The 22,355-nt window shown below is 70.1% G+C and carries 25 protein-coding genes and 2 pseudogenes; 13 read left to right on the top strand and 14 right to left on the bottom strand.

The features are described from left to right. Positions 1-134: 134 nt before the first annotated feature. The 4 genes and pseudogenes from ACFC1F_RS26180 to ACFC1F_RS26165 all read left to right on the top strand — a co-directional run. A pseudogene (locus ACFC1F_RS26180) lies at positions 135-890 on the top strand (DUF6296 family protein); the annotation flags it as partial. Positions 891-953: 63 nt separating this feature from the next. Beyond that, positions 954-1,721, top strand: coding sequence for a YhjD/YihY/BrkB family envelope integrity protein (locus ACFC1F_RS26175; RefSeq protein ID WP_307853100.1), 768 nt, complete (start codon positions 954-956; stop codon positions 1,719-1,721). 126 nt (positions 1,722-1,847) lie between these two features. Continuing rightward, entirely contained in the window at positions 1,848-2,501 is a 654-nt protein-coding gene (locus tag ACFC1F_RS26170) for a HemK2/MTQ2 family protein methyltransferase (protein ID WP_209412295.1), read from the top strand. Between the two features lie 22 nt (positions 2,502-2,523). Next, positions 2,524-2,751 carry a CDGSH iron-sulfur domain-containing protein gene (locus ACFC1F_RS26165; RefSeq protein ID WP_376161804.1) on the top strand — a complete coding sequence of 76 codons (228 nt, stop codon included), beginning with the start codon at positions 2,524-2,526 and terminating at the stop codon, positions 2,749-2,751. Here ACFC1F_RS26165 and ACFC1F_RS26160 read toward each other — a convergent pair. Continuing rightward, entirely contained in the window at positions 2,710-3,732 is a 1,023-nt protein-coding gene (locus ACFC1F_RS26160) for an iron-containing redox enzyme family protein (RefSeq protein ID WP_376161769.1), read from the bottom strand. The two genes, ACFC1F_RS26165 and ACFC1F_RS26160, sit on opposite strands and share 42 nt — an antisense overlap. Before the next feature lie 223 nt (positions 3,733-3,955). Between ACFC1F_RS26160 and ACFC1F_RS26155 the strand changes: the two genes are divergently transcribed. The 3 genes from ACFC1F_RS26155 to ACFC1F_RS26145 all read left to right on the top strand — a co-directional run bounded on the left by ACFC1F_RS26155 (position 3,956) and on the right by ACFC1F_RS26145 (position 6,350). Continuing rightward, on the top strand, positions 3,956-4,129 hold the full coding sequence (locus tag ACFC1F_RS26155) for a CsbD family protein (protein ID WP_376161767.1): 174 nt from the start codon (positions 3,956-3,958) through the stop codon (positions 4,127-4,129). A gap of 26 nt (positions 4,130-4,155) precedes the next feature. Beyond that, positions 4,156-4,614, top strand: a complete 459-nt coding sequence (locus ACFC1F_RS26150) for an SRPBCC family protein (protein WP_376161765.1) — start codon at positions 4,156-4,158, stop codon at positions 4,612-4,614. 950 nt (positions 4,615-5,564) lie between these two features. Then, positions 5,565-6,350, top strand: coding sequence for a SigB/SigF/SigG family RNA polymerase sigma factor (locus tag ACFC1F_RS26145; RefSeq protein ID WP_376161763.1), 786 nt, complete (start codon positions 5,565-5,567; stop codon positions 6,348-6,350). Positions 6,351-6,384: 34 nt separating this feature from the next. Here ACFC1F_RS26145 and ACFC1F_RS26140 read toward each other — a convergent pair whose 3' ends face one another. Together ACFC1F_RS26140 and ACFC1F_RS26135 are read right to left on the bottom strand one after the other, a co-directional pair. Continuing rightward, positions 6,385-6,642 (bottom strand): hypothetical protein, encoded by a 258-nt coding sequence (locus ACFC1F_RS26140; RefSeq protein WP_376161761.1) that lies wholly within the window; start codon positions 6,640-6,642, stop codon positions 6,385-6,387. A gap of 404 nt (positions 6,643-7,046) precedes the next feature. Beyond that, positions 7,047-7,583, bottom strand: a complete 537-nt coding sequence (locus tag ACFC1F_RS26135) for a hypothetical protein (protein ID WP_376161759.1) — start codon at positions 7,581-7,583, stop codon at positions 7,047-7,049. Positions 7,584-8,273: 690 nt separating this feature from the next. Here ACFC1F_RS26135 and ACFC1F_RS26130 point away from each other — a divergent pair. Both ACFC1F_RS26130 and ACFC1F_RS26125 read left to right on the top strand, forming a co-directional pair. After that, positions 8,274-10,550, top strand: coding sequence for a catalase (locus ACFC1F_RS26130; protein WP_376161757.1), 2,277 nt, complete (start codon positions 8,274-8,276; stop codon positions 10,548-10,550). 376 nt (positions 10,551-10,926) lie between these two features. Next, the gene (locus ACFC1F_RS26125) at positions 10,927-11,427 is read left to right on the top strand and encodes a hemerythrin domain-containing protein (protein ID WP_376161755.1); all 501 of its coding nucleotides are present in this window, start codon (positions 10,927-10,929) and stop codon (positions 11,425-11,427) included. 267 nt (positions 11,428-11,694) lie between these two features. Here ACFC1F_RS26125 and ACFC1F_RS26120 read toward each other — a convergent pair whose 3' ends face one another. The 10 genes from ACFC1F_RS26120 to ACFC1F_RS26075 all read right to left on the bottom strand — a co-directional run bounded on the left by ACFC1F_RS26120 (position 11,695) and on the right by ACFC1F_RS26075 (position 18,151). Beyond that, on the bottom strand, positions 11,695-12,615 hold the full coding sequence (locus ACFC1F_RS26120) for a Rieske 2Fe-2S domain-containing protein (protein ID WP_376161753.1): 921 nt from the start codon (positions 12,613-12,615) through the stop codon (positions 11,695-11,697). A gap of 356 nt (positions 12,616-12,971) precedes the next feature. Beyond that, positions 12,972-13,994 (bottom strand): YihY/virulence factor BrkB family protein, encoded by a 1,023-nt coding sequence (locus ACFC1F_RS26115; protein WP_376161751.1) that lies wholly within the window; start codon positions 13,992-13,994, stop codon positions 12,972-12,974. Between the two features lie 287 nt (positions 13,995-14,281). After that, positions 14,282-14,707: a gas vesicle protein K gene (locus ACFC1F_RS26110; RefSeq protein ID WP_376161749.1), complete on the bottom strand. Its 426-nt coding sequence runs from the start codon at positions 14,705-14,707 to the stop codon at positions 14,282-14,284. Further along, positions 14,697-14,948, bottom strand: a complete 252-nt coding sequence (locus tag ACFC1F_RS26105) for a gas vesicle protein (protein ID WP_376161747.1) — start codon at positions 14,946-14,948, stop codon at positions 14,697-14,699. Before ACFC1F_RS26105 ends, ACFC1F_RS26110 begins: the two co-directional genes overlap by 11 nt. After that, the gene (locus ACFC1F_RS26100; RefSeq protein WP_376161745.1) at positions 14,945-15,745 is read right to left on the bottom strand and encodes a GvpL/GvpF family gas vesicle protein; all 801 of its coding nucleotides are present in this window, start codon (positions 15,743-15,745) and stop codon (positions 14,945-14,947) included. Before ACFC1F_RS26100 ends, ACFC1F_RS26105 begins: the two co-directional genes overlap by 4 nt. Next, positions 15,742-16,221, bottom strand: a complete 480-nt coding sequence (locus tag ACFC1F_RS26095) for a gas vesicle protein (protein ID WP_376161743.1) — start codon at positions 16,219-16,221, stop codon at positions 15,742-15,744. Before ACFC1F_RS26095 ends, ACFC1F_RS26100 begins: the two co-directional genes overlap by 4 nt. A gap of 40 nt (positions 16,222-16,261) precedes the next feature. Beyond that, positions 16,262-16,516: a gas vesicle protein GvpG gene (locus tag ACFC1F_RS26090; protein ID WP_376161741.1), complete on the bottom strand. Its 255-nt coding sequence runs from the start codon at positions 16,514-16,516 to the stop codon at positions 16,262-16,264. Between the two features lie 12 nt (positions 16,517-16,528). Next, on the bottom strand, positions 16,529-17,242 hold the full coding sequence (locus ACFC1F_RS26085) for a GvpL/GvpF family gas vesicle protein (protein WP_376161740.1): 714 nt from the start codon (positions 17,240-17,242) through the stop codon (positions 16,529-16,531). 1 nt (position 17,243) lies between these two features. Beyond that, positions 17,244-17,681 carry a gas vesicle structural protein GvpA gene (locus ACFC1F_RS26080; RefSeq protein WP_376161738.1) on the bottom strand — a complete coding sequence of 146 codons (438 nt, stop codon included), beginning with the start codon at positions 17,679-17,681 and terminating at the stop codon, positions 17,244-17,246. Positions 17,682-17,752: 71 nt separating this feature from the next. Continuing rightward, complete coding sequence (locus ACFC1F_RS26075; protein WP_376161736.1) at positions 17,753-18,151, bottom strand: gas vesicle protein; 399 nt, start codon at positions 18,149-18,151, stop codon at positions 17,753-17,755. Between the two features lie 493 nt (positions 18,152-18,644). Here ACFC1F_RS26075 and ACFC1F_RS26070 point away from each other — a divergent pair, with 493 nt between their 5' ends. After that, positions 18,645-19,499: a histone protein gene (locus ACFC1F_RS26070; RefSeq protein WP_376161734.1), complete on the top strand. Its 855-nt coding sequence runs from the start codon at positions 18,645-18,647 to the stop codon at positions 19,497-19,499. 3 nt (positions 19,500-19,502) lie between these two features. After that, positions 19,503-20,567: an SRPBCC family protein gene (locus ACFC1F_RS26065; RefSeq protein WP_376161732.1), complete on the top strand. Its 1,065-nt coding sequence runs from the start codon at positions 19,503-19,505 to the stop codon at positions 20,565-20,567. A gap of 106 nt (positions 20,568-20,673) precedes the next feature. Here ACFC1F_RS26065 and ACFC1F_RS26060 read toward each other — a convergent pair. Next, positions 20,674-21,605, bottom strand: a pseudogene (locus ACFC1F_RS26060) (IS5 family transposase). Between the two features lie 120 nt (positions 21,606-21,725). Here ACFC1F_RS26060 and ACFC1F_RS26055 point away from each other — a divergent pair. Together ACFC1F_RS26055 and ACFC1F_RS26050 are read left to right on the top strand one after the other, a co-directional pair. After that, entirely contained in the window at positions 21,726-21,902 is a 177-nt protein-coding gene (locus ACFC1F_RS26055; RefSeq protein WP_376161730.1) for a CsbD family protein, read from the top strand. A 252-nt stretch (positions 21,903-22,154) separates the two neighbouring features. Then, positions 22,155-22,310, top strand: coding sequence for a DUF6131 family protein (locus tag ACFC1F_RS26050; RefSeq protein WP_376161728.1), 156 nt, complete (start codon positions 22,155-22,157; stop codon positions 22,308-22,310). Positions 22,311-22,355 lie beyond the last annotated feature (45 nt).

The following is a 22,355-nucleotide window of genomic DNA, read 5'->3' as shown; positions in this document are numbered from 1 at the left end:
CGGCAAGCCCCAGCTATACGGAGACGGTTTTGGCGGCCGCGGCGCACGAGCGCGAGAGCAGGGGGCACGCGGCTGGCTGGAAGCACCGCGACGCCAGCGGGAGCGGCACGGGCTCAGCCCGTCTCGGCAGCCTTATGGTGCCTGGGATCCCCCAGCGGCGGTTCCGAATCCTCGTCGTCTGCTCCGGCGCGGACGTCCGCCGGAGTAGGAGCCACGGTCCGTCCTTCCTCCGCGGACCGGCGCTGGGACTCGTCGTCGGGTTGTGCCGTGTCGCCGTCAGCCGTGGCCCGGACAGCTACCGGAGTTGGAGCCACGACGGCTCGTTCCTCTGCGGACCGGCTCCGCGCCTCTTCGCCCGCTTGCTCCGGGTCGTCGGGAGTGGCCACGTCATCGCCTCCTCCGGCCGCGCCGGCCCTCCGCGGGGGAGGCACGAGGTGCCCTGGCGGCTGCTTCAATCAAGTGTCCCGCACGTCGAACGGGTTGGCGCGGTGCCAGGACGGACGTCGCGGACCTACGAGCGAGAGAAACGGAAGGGTCGAGTTCGAGGTGCCCGGGGCCCGCGGCCGACAGCCGGGAGAGCGAGGCAGCGCCTGCGGCCTTCCCCTTCGTGGCGTCGACCTCGGTCGGTCGTTTGCCTCAGCGGGGGCGGGGCAGGCGCGCTGCACAACCGAAGGGGGGCGGAAGTCTGTGCAGAGGCCGCCATGGCACCCATCGAGCGATACGCCGTCACGATCCCGGGTACTCCTGGCGCCCATGCGCCGCCGCGGGTTGTCGTGGTGCATTTCACGCACACGACCGGGCCGGATGGACGGCCGGTGTATGCCGACGAGTCCGGCGGCCTCCGGGTGTACGTGAGCGCCGGTGTGGCCGAGCCGCTCGCCGATCCCCCTGGAGGTCGCCTCGATGCAGTGCCCGCACGCCGTCCAGGTGCCATGACCGGGTATGCCCGGCGCGTGGCCGTGGTGGCGTGGCGCCGCGGGCGTGAGGTGGAGTTGCTGCACCGGGCGATGGCGTTCGCGGCGCTGTGCTTCGTGACCCTCGTGCCGCTGCTCGTGGTGATCGCCGCTGCGTCGCCGACGCGCGGCAGCGGCATCGCCGACTGGATCGCCGACGGCCTGGGTCTGTCCGGCCGCTCCTCGGCGGCTGTGGGCCAGCTCTTCGCCTCGCGCCGCGAGGTCCTCAGCACCACCACCGGCCTCAGCCTTGCCGCCCTCGCCGTGTTCGGGGTCAGCCTGATGACCGCGGTGCAGAACGCCTACGAGCGGATCTGGCAGCTGCCGCCCGGCGCCTGGCGCAGCGCGTGGCGACAGGTGGCGGCCCTGGTCGGGCTGATCGGCTACATCCTGGTCGCGGCGTGGAGCCGGGTTCCCTGGGAGCACACGGCTGCGCAGCCGGCCCTGCAGGTGGTTGCCACCGTGTGCGGCGGGGTGCTGCTGTTCTGGTGGCTGCAGCGGCTGCTACTCGGTGCGCGGGTCCCCTGGCGCAGGCTGCTTCCGGGGGCCGGCGCGACCGTCGTCGCGCTGGTCGGCCTGCGGGCGTTCTCGCGGCTGGTCTTCGCGCCGCTGATCGTCTCCAACGTGGTCACGTACGGTCCGGTCGGCACGGTCCTGGTGGTCCAGTCGTGGCTGATCGGGGTGGGCTTCTCGGTGTACGGGGGCGCGATCGCGGGCCGGGCGCTGTTGTCGCTGCGGGTGGTTCCGCGCCGTCGAGGCGTCCGCTGAGATGCCGGCGCAAGTGGATGTCGGCCCTGGGGATTGGATCCCCGGGCCGGCCCCTCATCAGCGGTACCGCCCGACCGTCGCAGGCTGCTGCCGATTGGTTGGGCGGATCCGGGGCAGGCGCGCGGTATGTTGCTGCTCAGACCACCCGGCGTGTATCCGGCCCAGGGCGACACGGCCCTCCTGGTGGAGAGTCTCGCCCGCGAGGGGCCGCTTCGCGGGGCGCGCTGTCTCGATCTCGGCACCGGCAGCGGCGCCGTCGCGCTGGCGGCCGCCCGCCTCGGCGCCCGGGTGACGGCCGTGGACGTGTCCTGGCTCGCGCTCGCCACTGCTTGGGCGAACGCACGACTTCGTCTCCGTCGGATCCGGCTGCGTCGCGGGGACCTGACCGGGCCGGTGCGCGACACGCTGTTCGACCTGGTGGTCAGCAACCCGCCGTATGTGCCGGCCGCCCAGGCCGAGCGCCCCCGGCGGGGTGTGGCCCGCGCCTGGGACGCAGGGCCGGACGGCAGGCTGCTGCTCGACCGGATCTGCTGTGAGGTGCCGGATCTACTGGCGCCCGGCGGGGTGCTGCTGTTGGTGCAGTCCTCGCTGGCCGACGTCCGGGCGACGGTGCGCACTTTGGAGCGGGTGGGCCTGCAGGCCGAGGTGGTGGCCCGGCGGCGCCAAGACTTCGGTCCGGTGATGTCGGCTCGCGCGGAGTGGTTCGAGAGCCGCGGCCTGATCGCCCCGGGTGTCCGCGAGGAGGAATTGGCGGTGGTGCGCGGTGCCCGACCTGCCTGAGTACCAAGACTCGCGACCGCGGCTGTCGGCGCGCCGAGTCCTGCCGACCGATCACGGCCCGGTGCTGATCGAGGGCCCGGTCGAGATCGTCCTCCCGGACGGGAGCCTGGTCCGCTCCGACCGTCCTGTCGTGGCCCTGTGCACCTGCCGCCGCAGCCGCCGCTACCCGTTCTGCGACACCAGTCACCGGCGGCACCGGCCCGGTGGCTCAGCCGAGGCCGGGCTCGGCGAGCGGCCCGCCGCGCAGTGAACTGCGCCCGGCCGCCCACTCCCCGGTCAGATGGGCGGACAGCCGGCCTTCGGCGAGCGAACTCGCGGCGATGCCGAAGGCGACATCACCGGCCAAGGCGGGCTCCGTCGCAAGCAGCGGTCCGATCACCCCGTGCCGCACCAACTGCTCGTGCACCGCGTCGGCCTCCACGTGCTCTCGGTAGAACCGTAGTCCGGCTGGGCCCGCGCCCAACCGCTCGAAGGCCCGGACAAGGCGGGCCGACCCGGGGGAGGAGGTGATCTCCACGGTCGCGAACTGTCCGATCAGGGCGCCGCGCAGCGCCCGGTGCAGGCCGAACAGTGACATCAGGTTCACCACCTCCAGCGCGGGGGCGGCCGCTGCGTCTACGTAGCGGCCGTACGTGGAGTCCAGGCCGAAGTCGGCCATCATCTCCGCGAACAGCCGTGAGTGGGCGCGCTCCGGGTGCCCTGCGCCGTACTCGTCGTACTCGATGGACAGGAACGCCGTCTGGGCGGCGCCGCCGAGCCGCGGTGCGGCCCACAGCTGCGGGTCGGCCTCCTTGAGGTGGTACAGCGAGCGGTGCATCAGGTACTCGCGGGCCTGCCAGCGCTCACCACCGGCGAGCAGGTAGTGGGAGGGCCCGTCGCCGGTGCGCGGTTCGGTGAGCAGGCGGGCGAGCAGCTCGTCGAGCGGCGAAACCTCGCCGGCCTGCTCGCGTACGGCGTCAAGGAAGTACTGTTCCATCTCCCCGCGTAGCCGGAGAAGTTCGGGGTTCCACTCCCAACCGGGGTCGACTCCCGCGAAGCCGCGGTAGTGCAACTCGTAGCAGACGTAGAGGGCGAGCTGCAGATCCTCACCCCACGGGTCGGCTTGGCGGATCGGTACCGGCTCCAGCCGCGTGGCGGTGGTGTCCGGGCTCGACGTGAGCGTGGCGCTGACGGCGTCGGACAGGGGGCCGCGCGGGGTTGGCGAGCGGGGCGCGACGGGTGTCGTGATCACGGTCTTCCTCCTTGATTTGAGGCGCGGCGGCGGTCAGGTGGCGGCGAGTTCGAGGGTGCAGGACTTGGCTCCACCGCCGGCTTTCACCGCAGCGGCCTGCGGCTACCCGCGCCAGGCGGGAACAAGCCCGTGCGGGCAGAACGGTTTCGGGTGCTCCTGTCCGAGCAGACGCCCGGAGACACCCGGCCGCACCGGTCGGACCGAGAGCGGAGCAGTGATTGCCATGGGCAACGTAAACAAGGTGAAGAACGTCGCCGAGAAGGCGAAGGGAAAGGCGATGGAGACCGTCGGCCGGGCGATCGACGACCCGGCTCTGAAGGTCGACGGTAAGGCGACCCAGGTGAAGAGCGACCTGAAGCAGGCCGGCGAGAAGGTCAAGGACGCCGCCAAGCACTGACGGAGGGATCGCGAGGAGGAGCACTCATGAGCATGGTGCGTGAGTCGATCGACGTGGGTGTGCCGCTGCACACCGCGTACAACCAGTGGACGCAGTTCGAGGAGTTCCCGAACTTCATGGACGGAGTGGAGGAGGTCCGTCAGCTCGACGACCGGCACAATCACTGGAAGACCAGCATCGCGGGTGTCCACCGCGAGTTCGACACCGAGATCGTCGACCAGCTGCCCGACGAGCGGGTCTCCTGGCGCACCGTCGGCGGGGACGTCCACCAGATGGGCACGGTGACCTTCCGGAAGATCGACGACGACCACACCCGGGTCAGCCTGGCGATGCAGTTCGAGCCGAACGGCCTGGCCGAGTCGGCGGCCGACACACTCGGCATGGTCGACCGACGAGTCAAGGCCGACCTTGACCGCTTCAAGGGGTACATCGAGGACCGCGGCGGTTCGAGCGGTGCCTGGCGAGGCAGGATCTCCCCGGGCTGAGCAGGGCCCCGGAACCCCAACGGGGAATACGCGCTGTTGCCCGACGGCGAGCGCGGCGCCCCGGCCACCTGCCGGGGCGCCCGTCGGTGCGAGGAGGCTCATACCCCGCATCGCTGCCGGCTCCAGCGACTTCCGGTCATCCCTGCACGGGACGCCACTGCGTGCGCTGCGGCCATGCGCCCGCGGTGCCTCCCACCCCGGCTCGGCCGCTGGCCAGGCACTGTTCCGGCTGGGCCGTACCCGCATGCCCCAGTCGTCAAGGGCGTCCGTGGGCATTGCCGGCCGTTGGACGCGGGGGAGGGTGGCAACCCGGGGCATCTGGTCGTCTGTGAGCTCGAAGTCGAAGATGTCGAGGTTCACCGCCATGCGCTCGGCATGGACCGACTTGGGGACGGCGACGACGCGCCGCCGAGTCAGCCAGTGCAGCACGACCTAGGCGACGAACCTGCCGTGTTGTTGGCGGGGGTTGGTGACCAGGTTGTTCTTGCCGTTGGCCGAACCGCCCCAGGGACTGAATCGGTGCGTCGTGCTCGCCACGTGACACGCCTGTTGCGGAGGGTCGGCCGGCTGACCGGGCCGAGGCGGCGGCGCCGATCGCCAGGCGGCTGAAGGGTTGGCGCCCCTCCCGACCGGGAATGATCCCCACACGGAATGTTCGGGCTGTTCTGCCCGGCTCCGGTCCGGTGCCCGTAGTGGCGCCGGGTTCACGGCACCATCACCGTGCCGGGACGCCGCCGCCTGAAGAAGCCGGGCGCCACGGTCTCCCACAGCCGAATCCTCGCGCGCCGCGCTGTCAGCGCCCTGCTGCAACCGCACTCCTGGGCGCGGGGATCAACCAGGGAGATGCCCACGTGTCCGCCCCTATACCCACGCTTTCCTCCGTTGTGCCTTCCGCGCCCTGCGACGTGCCGCCCGACTCCGGCCGGCCGACCCGCCAGGAGATGCGGGTGATGGGCAAGACCGAGGCCCGCGATTTGAGCGACGCCCTGTTCGCTCGACTGGCCGGCCTGGAACGCGAGTCCGCCGCCTACAGCTACGTCCGCGGCACGATCATCGAGCTCAACATGCCGCTTGTGCGATTCGTCGCCTCCAGGTTCCGAAACCGGTCCGCCGACAGGGACGACATCCTGCAGGTCGGCACGATCGGGCTGATCAAGGCCGTGGACGGCTACGACCACCGGCGCGGCGTCGAGTTCGCGACTTATGCGATTCCCACCATCGCGGGTGAGATCAAGCGGTTCTACCGCGACACCTCCTGGCCCCTGCGGGTGCCGCGCACCCTCCAGGAGCTGTACCTGCGGGTGGCGCGCACATCCGAACGGATGGAGCAGGACCTCGGCCGGCTGCCCACCGCCCAGGAACTCGCCGAGAAGCTGGGGCTGGACGTCGACGACGCCGCGTCCGCCCTCGAGGTGGGCCGGGCCTACCGCGCCGGATCGCTGGACGCGCTGCGCGAGGACCGCGAGGACGAGACCGGCAGCGCCCTGCTCGACCGGCTCGGCGAACGCGACGCGCGACTGGACCTGGTCGAGTGCCGCGAGTCGGTGCGGCCACTGCTCAAGGACCTCACGCCCCGGGAGCGGACCATCCTGATGCTGCGGTTCTGGGGCGACTGCACACAGTCGGAGATCGCCGAACAGATCGGCTGCTCCCAGATGCAGGTCTCCCGGCTGCTGACCGCCACCTTGAGCGGCATCCGGGCCCGCTTGACCTCCCCGGCAACCGACGCTCGCTGACCGGCCTGGCGTCCCCGGTTCCGCTCGGCTTCGCTCAGCAGGCGAGGACGGCCTCGGCCGGCCGGTCGACTACATCCGTCAGCCGGCGCCGCCGCCCGTACGCGGCCCGCCGGTGCTCTGCGCCGGAGCCGGCCCAGAGCACCCCGTCGAGCAGGGACGCCACGTCCGCCAGGTCACCGGCGGTGGCCAGTCCCGTAGCGCGGGTGACCAGCCGCTCCACGAGAAGTGCGGCAGGTTCCGGCCGGGCGGTCGGCGGGGCCAGGCCCAGGCCGGTCAGCGCGGCGCGGGCCATGCAGCCATGGGCCGCCCGCAGCACCTCGTCGTCGTGGTACCTGATTGTGCTTCCCTGCTGCGCGGGACGTGATGATGACCTGGTCAGGATAGGTTCTGGCCGTTCTGCGGTCACTGGCTCGGCCGTCCCCTGGCCGGAGCGCTCCGCCTCGTACTCGTCGGGGCTGCCAGCCGAGGCGCTCTTGGATGCGGTGGGTGTTGTACCAGCCGTCGATGTAGGGGCTGGCGTCCGTGCGCGTCGCGAAGGTGTGTGGCGCACGCAGTCGGTCTTCAACACGCTCCTGGAGTCCTCCGCCAGGGCGTCGTCGGACGCGTCGCTCACGCTTCCCATGCTCGGCTCGAATCCCGCGTTCAGCACACGAGTTGTGAGCTTGATGGAGGTGTACTCCGGTGGTGCCGCGGCGCTCACAGGGCAGCTCTGCGCCTGCCGGTGTCGGCCTGATCCGTACCGTGCCTGAGAACGGCGGTGCTGACTGTGTAATGCCAGCCGTTCAGCATGCGGCCCTGCTCGGCAGCCCGTTCGGCAAGGCGGTCCAGCTCCACCTGGTCCAGGCGCGGATCGGTGTCGGCGATCGCACGCAACGCCCGCCACAGCGCGGTCTTTCCTTCGACGCCGGCGCGCAGCGTTTCCAGTTCGATCAGGTCGCTGAGCGGGGAACGGCGTAGGACGGTGCCGTTGGGCTTGAGGCGGCTGAGGCGTTCACCGGCGAGGCCGAGCCATGTCCGGTAGTGCCGGACGGGCACCCCGAGTCGGTTCATGATCCGGACGAGGTCGTCGCGGTCCTGCTCTATGTCGTGGGCCAAGCGCTGCAGGTCCGCCGCGTGATGGCTGCCCGGGTGGGTGCGGGCCATGCGGGCGGCGAGCGCGGCGCCGCCGAACGCGCCGGTCAGGTGGTCGTTCAGGTAGATGTGCAGGGGCTCGGCCAAGGTGTGGGGAGACATCGCGGCTCCTTCCGGTGCGGCCGGTCACCGGGGCCGCCGAGTGGGTGAGCGCAGCGACCCCATGTCGGTCACGGAATCGGAATGGTCTGGCTGTTTCATCGTGCCGCGCCATGCGGCTGGGCGCTCGCCGCCCGGTACGGCCACGGCACCTGAAGCACCTACCCGGGTTCGGCGGAGTAACACGGGTCGGGGTTGCCGCCGGCTGGTCGTGATCAACTGGATCGGTGAGGCGGTTGGCCCCGCTGTGGGGCAGGTCGCTGCCCGGGCCGGCCGGGGGCAACCCACCGTCGGCGCGGTGACGGGGGCACCGGCCCGACGTCTGTCTGCGCGCTGTGTGATGGCGAGATCGCGGGGGGCTCGGCCTTCTTGGCGACCGGGATCCTCAGAGTCCTCCGCCGACACGGCGCACGGCCTTCCGGGCACCCGGGCCGGATGTCCGCCGAACAGGTGCGTCACATCGCGGTCCCCCCTGTCCTGCCGCAGCCTGAGGAGTGCGCGGCCGCCATCGGACCGGAGCATCGGCGCGGCCGGGCCACCGCGGTCGGCCGGGAGGTGTCATGGGCCCCGCTGGGGCAGGAGGCCACGAGCACCGTTCTTCGGGATCGCGGGATGGCCACGACTGTGATGGCCCGCCGTCTCCGCATGCCACATCGCCGCAGTTGCCCGCGGCAGCACTTGAGAGTTGAGGACATGGACAAGCCCGCTCCTGTGAGGAAGGTCATCGACGCTGTCACGGAGATCGTGACCGGCGACGGCGAAGACTCGCGATCGGTGCCTGGAGCGCCGAGCTCCCGGGCGCCGCAGGCCAGCGAGCCGACAGAGCCGCGGCCTCCCCTGCCGCCCAAGCCCGACCAGCAGCCGCCTTCCCCGGTGACGGCCACGGGCCGCGCGACGGGGGCCCCGACGGATGTCCGGGCGCAGAACGGCGGGTATCTCACGACGGCGCAGGGTCTTCGGCTGCCGGATTCCGACCATTCGCTGAAGGCGGGCCCGCGCGGTCCGGTGCTGCTGCAGGACCACCACCTGCGGGAGAAGATCACCCATTTCGATCACGAGCGGATCCCGGAGCGGGTCGTGCACGCTCGCGGCGCGGCAGCCCACGGCGTCTTCCGCGGCTACGGCACCGCCGCTGCGGTGTCGAAGGCGGCATTCCTGACGGAGGGGGCGCAGACGCCGGTGTTCGTGCGGTTCTCCACCGTGCTGGGCTCCCGCGGATCGGCCGACACCGTGCGCGACACCCGTGGGTTCGCCACGAAGTTCTACACCTCCGAGGGTGTCTTCGACCTGGTCGGCAACAACATCCCGGTGTTCTTCATCCAGGACGCGATCAAGTTCCCCGACGTCATCCACGCGGGCAAGCCGCACCCGGACCGGGAGATTCCCCAGGCGCAGAGTGCCCACGACACGTTCTGGGACTTCGTGTCCCTGCACACCGAGGCCACCCACCACACCCTGTGGAACATGTCCGACCGGGGCATCCCGCGCTCGTTCCGGATGATGGAGGGCTTCGGGATCCACACCTTCCGACTCGTCAACGCTGACGGCGCCACCACCCTGGTGAAGTTCCACTGGAAGCCGAAGGCGGGCGTGCACTCCCTCGTGTGGGAGGAAGCCCAGCTGATCGGCGGCCTGGACCCGGACTTCCACCGGCGCGACCTGGCGGACGCGATCGAGGCGGGCAACTTCCCGCAGTGGGAGCTCGGCATCCAGACGTTCCCCGACACTCCGGAGCAGGTGTTCGAGGGGATCGACCTGCTCGACCCGACGAAGATCGTCCCGGAGGAGCTCGCTCCGGTCCGGCCGATAGGGCTGATGACGCTGAACGCCAACCCCGTCAACTTCTTTGCCGAGACCGAGCAGGTCGCATTCCACCCCGGCCACCTCGTGCCCGGCATCGACGTCACCGACGACCCGCTGCTCGCGGGCCGCCTGTTCTCGTATCTGGACACTCAGATCAGCCGCCTGGGTGGCCCGAACTTCGCCCAGATCCCGATCAACCGCACCCACGCCCCGGTCAACGACATGCTGCGGGACGGCTTCCACCAGCACGCCGTGCACGCGGGTGTGGCCCCCTTCAAGCCGAACTCGCTGGACGGAGGCTGCCCGTTCTTCGCCGGCCCGGGCGACCACGCCTTCGTGGAAGTCCCTACACCCGTTGCGGCCGGGGCCAAGGTCCGCCAGGCCCCGGCCTCGTTCGACGACCACTTCAGCCAGCCCCGGATGTTCTGGCTCAGCCTCAGCCCAGTGGAGCGCGAGCACGTCATCGCCGCCTACACCTTCGAGGTGTCCAAGGTCTACGAGCAGGCGATCAAGGAACGCGTCCTCAGTGTCCTCGCCCAGGTCGATGCCACGCTGTGCTCGCAGGTCGCCGCAGGCCTCGGGCTACCCGCCCCGACAATGAGCGCGAGGGATGCGGCCCCGCAGGTGTCTGCAAGCGCCCCCCTGTCCCAGGTCGGCAAGGCCTGGCCCTCCACCGGCCGGATCCTGGGCATCATTGCCGACCAGGCCAGCGACCTCGACGCGGTGCGCCGCGTGCGCGACGCGGCGCAGCAGGTCGGCCTGCTACCCCTTCTCATCGCCCCCACCGGTGCGCCCCTGGTGGAGGGACTGGCTGTGCAGCGGACCTTCGGCGCCGCTCGGTCCGTCGAGTTCGACGCGCTCCTGGTCGCCGGTGCCCCCGCGCCGGGGGACGATGACCGTGGAGCCCGGGATGCCAAGTCCGGAGCCGTCGCAGGCGGGCAGTCGACGCTCGACTCCCGCGTCGTCCTGCTGGTCAACGAGGCATACCGCCACGCCAAGCCGATCGGTGTGCTCGCGGGGGCCCGCGCGGTCCTGGTGCCAGCGGCGGTCGACCCCCGGGCGCCCGGCGTGGTCCTCGAAACCGAGGGCGCCGACGTGCTGGCCCGCCTCACGGACCTGCTTGCGCTCCACCGCGTGTGGGACCGCTTTCCCGCCAGCGCAAGCTGAGCCTTCGCCGCAGATCCCGACCCGACAGCACGCCGCCCGACCCACGCAGGAAAGCTGGGCCTGGCTTTGTGTGCGCGGATTTACGACGTCGTTTCGACGTGAGATCGGGAGTCGCACGCTCACGCAAACAGGCGATGTTCACGAGAACGGGTTCTGGTCCAACTTCCGGAAGTTGAGCCAGAACCCGAACTCATCGACATGGCCGTTGGATCCGCAGCTGGCGCGCTGCAATCTCGGCCCCGACGATGGCTGATGACAAACGGGACTGCCCTTCGGCGCTTGCACCGGCAGGCGCCTCCACCGCCACGATTCCGTACGTGTGCGTCCGGGCTGGGCGGGTAGGCGCAAAACCACGCCTATTGCAAGGGAGGAACCCATGTCCACTGATGCCATTGTTCTGCTGAAGGAGGAGCACAAGGAGGTGCGCCGCCTCGTCCGGGCGCTCGAAGGCGCAGACGAGGGCGCCACGGAGGTCAAGGCGGACCTCGTGAGTAGGATCGTGGAAGCGTTGACGGTCCACACCTTCATCGAGAACGAGGTCATGTACCCCGCGGTCCGCGAACTCGTCCCCACCCTCGAGCGGGACATCCTGGAAGCCTTCGAGGAGCACCACGTCGCCGACCTGTTGTGCGCCGAACTCGACGCGATGGGGCCCGACGACGAGCGCTTCGACGCGAAGGCAACCGTGCTCATCGAGGCCGTCGGTCACCACATCGAGGAGGAGGAGAACGACTGGTTCCCGAAGGTTCGCGACGCCTTGGGCCGCACAGAGCTCCAGGCGATCGGGGCCCGCATGCTGGAGGCTCGTGCCACAGCGCCCCGCCGACCTGCTCAGCCAGGCGCCCTGAAGAAGGCCGCTGATGCGATCCTCCGCTGACCAGGGGCGGGCCTGTGGCTTTCTCCTCCCGGAATCGGCCCTCGCCCCGCATAGGCGTAGGACCGGTTCACTGCGGCGCCGTTGAGGGCGGACTTGGGCTCCTGCGGCCAGTCCGTCGGGGCGGGCCGCAGCGAGAGCCGGATCGCAGCCGCTCGAGCCACTGAGGAAAACCATCGCATCGAGTCGGTGAACGAGACCTTCCAATCCCAGCTCCCGACGATTCCTGAGGCCGCACCCTCGCTGCTGCGGAGGACCAGGCGGCCCAGGTCAGCTGACGTCTGGCAGGCGTGCTTGAAGGTTGCCCGCCGTGTCCGTGCGGGTGACGAAGCGAGGCTGCGGGGCCGTGGCAGGCCCGTCGACGTTCCAGCCGTCGGACAGGCGGAAGACGCTGCCGTGCCAGGGGCAGGTCACGCAGCCGTCGGCGACCTCGCCCTCCGAGAGGGGGCCCGAGGAGTGGCTGCACCGGTCGGCGAGCACATGGAACACCTCGTCGGATTCCTTGACCACCAGCACCGGTACCTCGCCGACCGTCCGACGCGTCGCCTCACCGACGACGAACTCCTCGGCGCGCCCGAGTGTGTGCCAGCGAGGCTTGACCAGGTGCGGGACGGGCTCTGCCTTGTTGGCGCCAGCGGCCTGGCGGTAGGCGAGGTGGCCGCCGACTGCTGCGCCGCTGCCGGCTGCGGTCAGTCCGGCGAGGCCGAGGACGCGTCCGAGGCGGATGCGGCCACACGAGCGGGCCGCCCACGACGCACCGTAGAGGCCGATCGCGGCCGCCATCGACGCGGCGTGCAGTAGGCCGGTGCGCCTCTGCTGCTCATGCTGGTCCGCCCAGTCGACCCACCCCGAGAGGGCCGCCGGAACGGCGGTCGCCACGCCGGCCGCGACCAGAAGCCGTGCTGCGCGCTCCGAGCCGGGCACGAGGTCGAGCAGGACTGAGGACATCCAGGCGCCGATCGGCAGTTGGACGAGGGCCGGGTGCAGCGGATGCCCCAGGGGCCGACCGTGCAACACCCCGCGCAGCCGCCCCAGCGGCAGTGCCTGGACGGCGCGCGTCAGCGGCTCGACGATGGGATCGAGCTCTGCTGCCCCACCTACGGCATCGAGCCCCTTCAGGGCCCGGGCACCGATGCCGTCGCTGTCATCGGACCGGGTGGCGGCTGTGATGCGCGCGATGAAGGTTCCCATGGGGACAACGCTGCCCTCACCGCCGGCCCGGCGCGGCCCGTGCTGAGCCGGGCGGAGTAACGGTGAAGACTGCTGCCGGGTAGCTCCGGGGGCCGGTGCCGCGCGATCCGACCAGTATCCGCGCGGCGCGTCGGTGTCGGGAAGGAGTCTCGGGGAGCCGCCGCCCGGCTGGCCCGCCCAGCCAGCCGGGATGGCCCCACGACGTGTTGCACCCGGATGGCTCCCTACATCACCGCTGCTCGTCGACACCGTCAACGCCACCGGGGACACCCTGTGCCCTGTGCCCTGTGCCCTGTGGCCCCGGACCGGGCTGCACGACCGCCCTGAGCCCCCCGTCCCACACTGCGGTCCTTCGGTCAGGGCTGTTCGTCGTCGGGCCAGGTGCTGGTGTCCCGGGGCCGGACGTACGGCTCCTCGCCCTTCGGCAGGCCGCCCTCGATGGCGCGTTCACGCGAGAGTTCGGCGTCGAACTCCAGGCCTAGGAGGATTGCGAGGTTGGAGATCCACAGCCAGACCAGGAAGACGATGACGCCGGCCAGGGTGCCGTACGTCCTGTTGAAGGACGAGAAGCTCGCGACGTACCCGGCGAACCCGGCCGAGGCCGCCATCCAGAGCGCCACCGCGAGCACGCTGCCCGGGGAGATCCAGCGGAAACCGCGGTCGCGCACGTTTGGCGCGGCCCAGTACAGCACTGCGATCATCAGCACGACGAGGAGCACCAGGACCGGCCACTTGGCGATCGACCAGACTGTGAGCGCGGTACTGCCCAGGCCCAGGGCCCGGCCGACGTGGTCCGCCAGCGGCCCGGTGAACACGACGATGACCGCGCTCGCCGCCAGCAGCACCATCAGCAGCAGCGTCAGCCCCAGCCGCAACGGGGTGGTCTTCCACACCGGGCGGCCTTCCCGGATGTCGTACACGGAGTTGGAGGAGCGGATGAACGCCGCGACGTAGCCAGATGCCGACCACAGGGCGGCCGCCAAGCCCACGATCAGCAGGACCGTGCTGGTGCCGCTGTTGTTCTGCAACTGGTCGACGGCGCTGCGCAGGATGTCCCGGGCAGCGCCTGGCGCGAGCTTCTGCACATTGTCCAAAATGGTGTCGGTGGCCGACTTGCCGATCACTCCGAGCACGGAGACGAGCACGAGCAGCGCCGGGAAGATTGCCAGGATGCTGTAATAGGTAAGAGCGGCGGCGCGGTCGGGCAGTTCGTCCTCCAGGAACTCCTTGCCGGTGCGCCGCAGTACCGCCCACCAGGAGCGCCGGGACAAATCACTGAGCGCGTCGGGCGCGGCCGCCTCCACGCGACGGCTCGGGCCCGGCCCGGTGCCGTTCTCCTCGCCGTCGTCGCGGCGCGATCGCTTGAAGAGGGATGCCATACCGGGCGTCTGTCCGCAAAGCCGCCAGCCAATCATCCGGGCCCGGTGTCCAAACTGCGGACCGTCCGCGCCGTCGTCCACGCTGCCAAGAGGTCGCGGTCCGACTTCACGGCCTTACCTCCACCCCGACAACCCGCCTGCTCGTCGCCGCCATGTGGTTGAACGACCTTGGCCCGCTTGAGAGCAGTTCCGCGCGATTGCCACGGGTTCGACAAGGTCGCCGCCCGTTACCGAGCCAGACCCGTCCTGGTATCCCTGATCCTCTGACTCCGCGAACCGCAAGATCATCAACTATCGGACACGCCGTGCTCGGAGGGCGGCAGTAGCGTTCCCAGCGGGCCCAGGTCCAAGTTGAGGTCCTCCATCGTCAGGCCGTACCGGGCGCAGAGCTCGCCCATGCGGTCGTGGAGGGCCATGAGGGTGGCTCCGAGTGTCTCCTCCTGTTCCTCGCTGAGGTCGCCGGTCTCGACACGGTGGATGGCCTGACGCTCCATGAGCTGGCGTAGGAGTTCGACGATGGTGAGGACGAGTTTCATCAGGTCCCGTTCGACCCTTTCCGGGTCGGTGGAGATCCTGCGTGGCCGGCCCGGCGGTGTGCCGTGGGCCGGCAGCGGACTGTCGTGGGATGTCGCGGGCAGGAGACGGAAGGCGCGGGCGGCTGCTTCGGCCACCTCGTCGAACCGGCCGCGAGGCAGACGTTCGTCACCGGTCATGGCTGTTCCCGCCGCGAGCGTGGCCGATCATGAGAGGGGCGGGGTTCTGGTCGCTGACGGACAGGATGAGCGCCCGCAGGGAAATCCGGACGAGGTCGATGTCCGCGATGGACAGGACGACATCGCCCGTGAGGACCACGCCTCCGCTGAGCAGCCGGTCCAGCAGGTCGATCAGGGCTGCCTGGCGCTGCGGCACGGCTGCCGCCCGCGGGCCGGGAGCCGCGCCATCGGGGTCGTTCACGGCGTGGCCTCTTCCGGGAGGCCGGGGGCGGCGAAGGAGTACGGGGCCCACGGCCCGGTGACGACGACGCGGAGCCCGGGCAGGGCGGAGGCCGAGCGCAGCACGTCGGCTCGGAACGCCTCGCCGTGGTCCAGCGGTACGAGGTAGGCGTCGTTGAGGACGTTCACGCCTGGTTCGATGGCCAGCTCGCCCTCCTGCGGCCGGTGCCGGACGCGGTCCACGGCATGGGACAGGGCTGCTGCCTCGATCAGCTCGGCCCCACGCCCGGCTATGCGGAGGGCGTCCTGTTGTGCGTCCCGGTCGGCCCGGCGCCGGCGCAGGTAGGCACGTCCGGGGCCGAGATCGGGTCCGGGCGGGGGTGCTGGCGGTTGGTCAGGTGCGGCGTCGACGTACAGCTTCACGCCCCATTCCACGTACCCGGTCAGGCGGGACAACCGGTCCACGAAGACCTCCAGCCCGTCGTCGAGCATGTTCCGCACCCGGTCGTCGTCGAGATACACCGTCGCCAGGCGCAGCGGAACGACGGTGGTGCACGCCGAGATTGCCTCGACGACGCCGTGGTGGGAACGGGCAAGCGCCTCCAGCCACTGGAGGTCGTCGAGGTGACGGGGCAGGGCGGTCTCGTCGAAGTCCGCACTGGGCACGGGGCTCACGGCTGCCACGATGACCCTGCCGCGAGTGTCGGACACCAGGTGGACCGGTGCGTCCACGACGCCGGTCAGGACTTCCACGGCCCGCTGCAGGCCGGCGGCGGGCCGTGCGACGGCGTACGTGTAGGCGAGCCGCCCGGTGGTCATGGCTCACCCCGGGGGGTGGTGCTGCGGGTCCTGGGTGCGGCCCGCTTCGGGCGGGCAGCGGAGCGGGTGGTGTCGTTGCTCTCGGCCTGTTCCTCGGTGGGTGACAGGGCGGCAGGGTCGGCGCGCAGGGCGTCGATCTGCTTGCGCAGACGCCGGTTCTCCTCGATCTGCTCGCGCAGGAACCGGTTCTCCTCTTCCAGGGAAGGGCCGCTGTCCGCCCGGGAGGACAGCGAGGGGTCGTGCTCCCACCAGTCGATGCCCATCTCCTTGGCCTTGTCCACCGAGGCGATCAGCAGGCGCAACTTGATGGTGAGCAGTTCGATGTCGAGGAGGTTGATCTGGATGTCGCCCGCGATGACGATGCCCTTGTCGAGGACGCGCTCCAGGATGTCGGCGAGGCTGGCGGAGGACTGCCCGTAGGGCGGCGCGGACCTGGAGGGGAGCGAGCCGAGGCGGTTGGCGATGGGGTCTGTCACGGCTCGACCTCGCTTCGCTGCCGGGTGCGTGCGGATGGGGTCACGTGTCGTCGTCGGGCTGTCTGCGAGCCCTGATCTCGTCCAGGCGGTCGAGGAGTTCGTCCTCGCGGCGGTCGAAGGTCTCCTCGTCGATGTCTCCCGCGAGGAGAGCCCTCTCGAGTGCGGCGAGTTCCCGTTCTACAGGCGCAGGGTCGTAGTACTGGTCCTCCGCGGCCTCGACGACGCGTTCCAGGACCCACACGGTGCCGCGCACCGGTGCGAGCGGGAGTGTCAGGATCTGGGTGAACAGGCCCACGGGGTGCCTCCGCTAGACGAAACTGTAGGCGGGCAGCGGGCCGTACAGCCGGAAGTCGAAGTCCTGGCCCAGCTCGTGGGTGAGCCCCTTCTCCGAGGCGAGGAACAGCTCCTGGTGTTCCTCGTCCACCAGGAAGGAGATGTTGAGGAAGTCGTCCCCGGTGGGCTCGGAGATCCTCTCCTGGCGGGTGTGGGGGCGCAGCGCCTCGACGATTCCGGAGGCAAGCGCCTGGTGGCGGGCGAGGACTTCCTGGGCGACGAGTTCGCCGAGCGCCAGCGAGAGGTCCGGACCGGCGTCGCCGGCCTTGATGTCGTCGTTCAGGCGCCTGGCCTCGGGCGACTCCTGGAGGATCTGACGCAGCAGCACGTCTTCCTCGATGGCCGCCTTCAGGTGGTACTCGGCGCAGCCTTCCAACGCCGTCAGACGCTGGGTGTACTCCTCCCGGCGCTCCTCGAGGACGCGGCGTACGGCGTCGTCGTCAGGGGCGGTGAAGCCGAAACGCAACGGCAGCACGGTGCCGGTGGTCATCAGGCGCTCCTGGACGGCCTGGTGTGCCATCAGGTCGCGTCGCTTGGGCCGTAGGCCCTCGGGGGCTTCACTTACGACGGCGCAAAGTGCGTCCACGCACACGGTCCGTAGTTCGGCCGGCGCCTCGCCAACTCCCTTCAGGCCGTCCAGGTCGTGGGGGTGCGTGGCGGCGGTGATGGAGTAGACGTAGAGGGTCACGTCATTCCTCCCGTCGCCTGGTGGGTCGGCGGGTGGGCCTCGCGCGCTTCGGTTCGGCTTCCTCTTCCTCCTCGTCCTTGTCGCGCCCCAGGTGGAGGGAGTCGGTGACGGCTTCGACCGCGCCGCTGATCGCCCCCTTGCTCTTGCCGTGCGCTCCGCCCTCGGTCACTTTCCCGACGATGTCGGTGAGCTGTGCCGGCGCCTTGCGTCCGGATTCCAGATCCAGGCGGTTGCACGCCTCGGCGAACCGGAGGTAGGTGTCCACGCTTGCGACGACGATCCGGATATCAATCTTGAGGATCTCGATGCCGACCAGGGAGACCCGGACGAAGACGTCGATGACCAGCCCGCGGTCGAGGATCAGTTCGAGGATGTCGTAGAGGTTCCCGGTGCTCCCGCTGCGGGAAACACCGGCTGAGCTTTGTGGCACCACAGTCACGGTGCCTCCCTTCGCCGGCCTGCCGTCGCGGTGGAAGCGGAGGATTCCGCTCCGTCGCGGGTGGCGGGCTCTCAGGTACGGCGGTCGATCTGTCCGCGGGTGTACCGGCGGATCCGCTCGTACGCCAGCAGTTCGCCCTCCTCGTCGAGCGACACTCGGTAGCTGGCAATCACGCTGGTCGTCTCCGGGATGCGTTCCAGTTCCACCACCTCCACGTCGGCCCGCCACCCGTCCTCGGAGGGCTTGAGCGCCGACACGGACTCGGGTACACGCCCCAGGAGTTCCGCGAGTTGCTCGGCGGCGGCGCGCATCGCCTGCGCCGCGGAGACCCGGCGCCGAGGGCGGCGTACCGTGTCCTGATCCTCGCTCGCCGCCCGCCGGGTCCCGGCGCCGCTGGGGCGCGCAGAGGTCGGAGCCGCGCGGGCAGGCCTTCGAGGCCTGACGCCGTCCTCCCTCTTGTCTGGGGCCATCTTCTTCTCCGGGATCGGAGGCGACGCGCTGCAAGGTGCCGGTGTGGGGCCGCCGGCAGCTATTCCATGATAGACGGCATTCCTCATGGGTTCCGGTGACAGCCGTTCCCGCCCGGCCTGTGGCGGCGGTGGTCTGCGACCCCGGCCCCGCACGCCGTGAGCGAGAACCGCGACGGCTTGGTCGGCCGGCGCAGGCCGGTGACCCTGACGGAAACGGCCACTGCCCACATGGCGCATGCCTGCCGCTCTGGCCAGACTGGAAGTACGGAGTGCTGGCAAAGGCACAGGGCCGCGTTCTCGGCTGCCTGGTGCTTCACGACCCGGGCGGGTGCGGAGCAGTGCCCATCGGCGCCGCCAACATGAGCCGCCCCCGGACGCGCGGTCCCGTCGATGCAGGGCCGCCCAGCACCCCCGGGCAGGACGAGGGGCGGGGCGCAGGTCGCTCGCGTCGCACCGGTGCACGGAGCGAGCGAGTGCCGGAAAGGACGACCCCATGAAGGACACCACCAAAGTCGCTCTTGCGGCGGCGGTCGCCGGCGGGTACGTGCTCGGCCGCGCGAAGAAGGGGCGGCTCGCATTCGCCGTCGCGACGTACATCGCGGGCAGGCGGTTCGGGCTCGATCCGCGGGAGCTCGCCACCGAGGGGCTGCGGCGCCTTGGCGAGGTGCCGCAAGTCGCCGAGCTGAACGAGCAGGTCCGGGGCGAACTGCTCGACGTCGGCAAGCAAGCGGTGGCGGCGGCGGCCAACCGTCGCATTGGGGAACTCGCGGACTCCCTGCGGGAGCGCACGCTGAACGTGGGCAAGCCGAAGGAGGCTGAGGCGGAGGAGGAGCCGTACGACGAGGAGGAGCCGGAGGAAGAGTCGTACGACGAGGAGGAGTCGGAGGAGGAACCGTACGACGAGGAGGAAGAGCCGGAGGAGGAGCAGGAACCGGAAGAGGAGGAACTGGAGGAGCCCGAGGACGAGGGCGAAGCCGAGAAGGCGCCACCACGCCGCAAGCGCGCATCGCGGTCCCGGGGAGCTGCTGCCGAGACCGAAGAACGGCCGCGCTCACGCTCCTCGCGGACGGCCCCGAAGCCGGCGTCGAAGTCCGCCCCCGTGCGCAAGCCCGCCAAGAAGGCCGCTGCCCCGGCGAAGAAGACGGCCCCGGCAGCGAAGAAGGCTCCCGCAGCGAAGAAGGCCCCCGCGAAGTCGGCTCCGCCCGCCAAGCGCTCGTCGACCCGCTCGACTCCGTCCAAGACGGCCGCTGCCAAGGCCCCGGGCAAGAAGACGGCCGCGCCCGCGAAGAAGACCGCAGCGAAGAAGGCCGCTGCCAAGACATCCACGCGGTCCACCCGTCGGAGGTAGGTCATGGCCAGGACGGAACAGGAGGCGCCTGAGCAATCGGGCGTCGACCGGCTGAAGGAGGAGCTCGTCCACTACCTCGGCGCCCAACTGGAGAACCTGGTCGGAAAGGCCGGTGACAAGGTCGCCGATGTCACGAGCCAGCTGGGAGAAGTGGCCGAGAACGGCGGTGTGATGCCCAAAGTGGGCGCACGCGTCCTGCAGGGCGACTCACCGGTGAAGGCGTTCCTCGCCGAGAAGGCGAAGAGCATGAAGGACAACGTCGTCGAGAAGGTCAAGGGAGCGTTCGGTGGCGGCAAGGCCGGCCGGAAGGCCGGCAAGAAGGTCATGAACATCGTCGAGACACTCGACGTTGGCGTGCCGGTGCGGACGGTCTACGACCACTGGACCCAGTACGAGGACTTCGCGGGCTTCGCCAAGGGCGTGCAGGACATCTCACAGGGCGACGAGGTGACCACCGACTGGAAGGTCAAGGTCGGGCCCTCGAAGCGCAGCTACAAGGCGACCGTCCAGGAGCAGATCCCCGACGAGCGCATCGTGTGGACCTCACAGGGCGCCAAGGGCAGCACCCGTGGGGCCGTCAGCTTCCATGAGATCACTCCGAACCTGACGCGCATCGTGCTGGTGGTCGAGTACTTCCCCGCGGGGTTCTTCGAGAAGACCGGGAACATCTGGCGCGCCCAGGGCCGCCGTTTGCGCCTGGACTTCAAGAACTTCCAGCGGCACGTTTCCCTCACCAACGACGAGGCCGAGGGCTGGCGTGGCGAAATTCGAGACGGCGAGGTCGTGCGAACTCACGAGGAGGCCGTGGAGGAGGAAGCCGCCGAGAACGACCAGGAAGATCAGGAAGCGGAGGAGTACGAGGACGAGGGTGAGCCCGAGGAGCAGTACGACGAAGAGGGACTCCCTGAGGAGCAGTACGACGAAGAGGAACCCGAGGACGGGGAGTACGACGAGGGAGCGGAGGACGAATACGAGGACGACGCGGAGGCCGAGGACGACGAGGAGGACGAGGAGGACGAGGACGACGAAGCACGCTACGAGGAGGAAGACGAGGAGCGAGTGTCGTGACTCCGAGCCGGTGATTCCCACCCAGCCGCGCTCAAGGCCCTCGGAGGAGTGCTTGCCCGCACTGGCCTTCAGCCCATCCGGCTTCCGCTGGGCAGTGTCCTGGCGATCATGAGCGGAGCCAGATGACGAGCGCGGCTGCGCTGCCGGTGCCGAGGTAGACGTAGCCGCGCTTGTCGAACCTGGTCGCGACCGCGCGGAAGGTCTTCAGCTTGTTGATCGCCCGTTCGACGGTGTTGCGCTTCTTGTAGCGGTCCTTGTCGAAGCCGGGCGGTCGGCCCCCGGCCCTGCCGCGTCGGACCCGGCTGGCGGCTTGGTTGGGTCGGCCTTCTCCGGGATGACGTGCTGGATTCCGCGTCTGCGCAGGTAGCGGCGGGTCCCGCGATTGCTGTAGCCCGTGTCGGCACTGACACTGTCCGGCTTCGTGCGCGGCCTGCCGCAGGTCAGCCGCGGCACACGGATCCTGTCCATGACCGGCTCGAACTGGGTGCAGTCGGCGCACTGCCCGGGCGTGATGACCAGCAACAACGCCCGGCAGCGGCCGTCCGCACTCAGGTGGATCTTGGTGGTGAAGCCACCGCGCGAGCGGCCGAGCGCCTCACCTCCCGCACCACCTCCACCAGCCGGTCGATCAGTTCCGCCCGGACCCGATTGGCTTTGACCGTCTTCGCGGGCCCCCTCTGAGGGCGGGCGGCGGAGCGTGCCGGGCGCCGGCGGCGTGGTGGTGTGCGCGCACGGACGTCGAGTCGACCGAGACGTCCCAGTCGATCTCGCCGGCCGCATCCGCCTCGGCCTGGACACGCTGGAGGAGCATCTCCCACGTTCCATCCGCCGACCAGCGCCGATGCCGCTCGTGCACCATCTCCCACGGTCCGTACCGTTCCGGCGGATCGCGCCACTGCACGCCCGTGCGTATTCGGTACAGCACCCCGTTCACGACCTGGCGATGATCCCGCCACCTGCACAACGCCCGTTGCTTACCGGCAGGAGCGGCTCCAACCGATCCCACTGGGCATCCGTCAGATCATTCCTACTCCCCATAGTCGTATCAACGACTCAACTGATCGCCAGGACACTGCCTAGGTTCGCCACAAAGACGTGTGAAGAGAAACAAATGGGGCAAGCGCGAAGCTAGTGATCGACCCCCAGAGGAATGAGGACATGATGAGCGCGGGGAAGAAGGCCAAACACACCGCGGAGACGGCCAAGGGCAAGGTCAAGGAGGTCACGGGAAAGGCCGTTGGCAACGAGTCCCTTGTCGTGAAGGGCAAGGCCGAGCAGGTCAAGGGCAATGCTGCTCAGGCCGGGCAGAAGATGAAGGACGCCCTGAAGCCTTAGCAGTGCCTAGGGAGGGCCGGCCGCCCGCGTATCCGGCGCGTGTTCATGCCAGGTCGCCGATCGAGCGCGGGTGGCCGGTTCGTACTGGCCTGACCATGCCGCATCCATAGCTCGCCGGCGATGGGGGTTGACATCGGCCGCGATTCGCACGGAACTGCCGCTGAACAGCCGACCGAGATCCGAGAGGAGTTGGTGTACGCACCTTCTTCTGCACCGCGGAACACTGCACGGGGGGAACGAACGGAGTACGTCATGATCGTCCTCGGAGTCATTCTCCTCGCCATCGGACTCGTCGCGGGAGTCTCCTTTCTGTGGACCGTCGGCATCGTCCTGGCCCTCATCGGCGTCACCCTGCTGATCATGGGCTCGCTCGGCCACGAGGTCGCCGGCCGCCGCCACTACTGGTAGACCCGGTTGCGCTCTGCTCTCCACCGACCGGCTCGGAGCCCGCAT

Origin of the sequence: Kitasatospora sp. NPDC056181 (assembly GCF_042266225.1) — a bacterium.
Taxonomy (GTDB): domain Bacteria; phylum Actinomycetota; class Actinomycetes; order Streptomycetales; family Streptomycetaceae; genus Kitasatospora.
Note: the sequence above shows the minus strand (reverse complement) of the source record. Positions and strands in the feature narration are given on the sequence as shown.

Coding starts and splice junctions, on each gene's coding strand:
- ACFC1F_RS26140 (WP_376161761.1), bottom strand. CDS start 6,642: ATGGCCCGCGCCGCGCTGACCGGCCTGGGCCTGGCCCCGCCGACCGCC.
- ACFC1F_RS26050 (WP_376161728.1), top strand. CDS start 22,155: ATGATCGTCCTCGGAGTCATTCTCCTCGCCATCGGACTCGTCGCGGGA.
- ACFC1F_RS26100 (WP_376161745.1), bottom strand. CDS start 15,745: ATGACCACCGGGCGGCTCGCCTACACGTACGCCGTCGCACGGCCCGCC.
- ACFC1F_RS26110 (WP_376161749.1), bottom strand. CDS start 14,707: ATGACCGGTGACGAACGTCTGCCTCGCGGCCGGTTCGACGAGGTGGCC.
- ACFC1F_RS26150 (WP_376161765.1), top strand. CDS start 4,156: ATGAGCATGGTGCGTGAGTCGATCGACGTGGGTGTGCCGCTGCACACC.
- ACFC1F_RS26170 (WP_209412295.1), top strand. CDS start 1,848: ATGTTGCTGCTCAGACCACCCGGCGTGTATCCGGCCCAGGGCGACACG.
- ACFC1F_RS26075 (WP_376161736.1), bottom strand. CDS start 18,151: ATGGCCCCAGACAAGAGGGAGGACGGCGTCAGGCCTCGAAGGCCTGCC.
- ACFC1F_RS26145 (WP_376161763.1), top strand. CDS start 5,565: ATGGGCAAGACCGAGGCCCGCGATTTGAGCGACGCCCTGTTCGCTCGA.
- ACFC1F_RS26070 (WP_376161734.1), top strand. CDS start 18,645: ATGAAGGACACCACCAAAGTCGCTCTTGCGGCGGCGGTCGCCGGCGGG.
- ACFC1F_RS26135 (WP_376161759.1), bottom strand. CDS start 7,583: ATGTCTCCCCACACCTTGGCCGAGCCCCTGCACATCTACCTGAACGAC.
- ACFC1F_RS26130 (WP_376161757.1), top strand. CDS start 8,274: ATGGACAAGCCCGCTCCTGTGAGGAAGGTCATCGACGCTGTCACGGAG.
- ACFC1F_RS26055 (WP_376161730.1), top strand. CDS start 21,726: ATGATGAGCGCGGGGAAGAAGGCCAAACACACCGCGGAGACGGCCAAG.
- ACFC1F_RS26065 (WP_376161732.1), top strand. CDS start 19,503: ATGGCCAGGACGGAACAGGAGGCGCCTGAGCAATCGGGCGTCGACCGG.
- ACFC1F_RS26125 (WP_376161755.1), top strand. CDS start 10,927: ATGTCCACTGATGCCATTGTTCTGCTGAAGGAGGAGCACAAGGAGGTG.
- ACFC1F_RS26155 (WP_376161767.1), top strand. CDS start 3,956: ATGGGCAACGTAAACAAGGTGAAGAACGTCGCCGAGAAGGCGAAGGGA.
- ACFC1F_RS26115 (WP_376161751.1), bottom strand. CDS start 13,994: ATGGCATCCCTCTTCAAGCGATCGCGCCGCGACGACGGCGAGGAGAAC.
- ACFC1F_RS26120 (WP_376161753.1), bottom strand. CDS start 12,615: ATGGGAACCTTCATCGCGCGCATCACAGCCGCCACCCGGTCCGATGAC.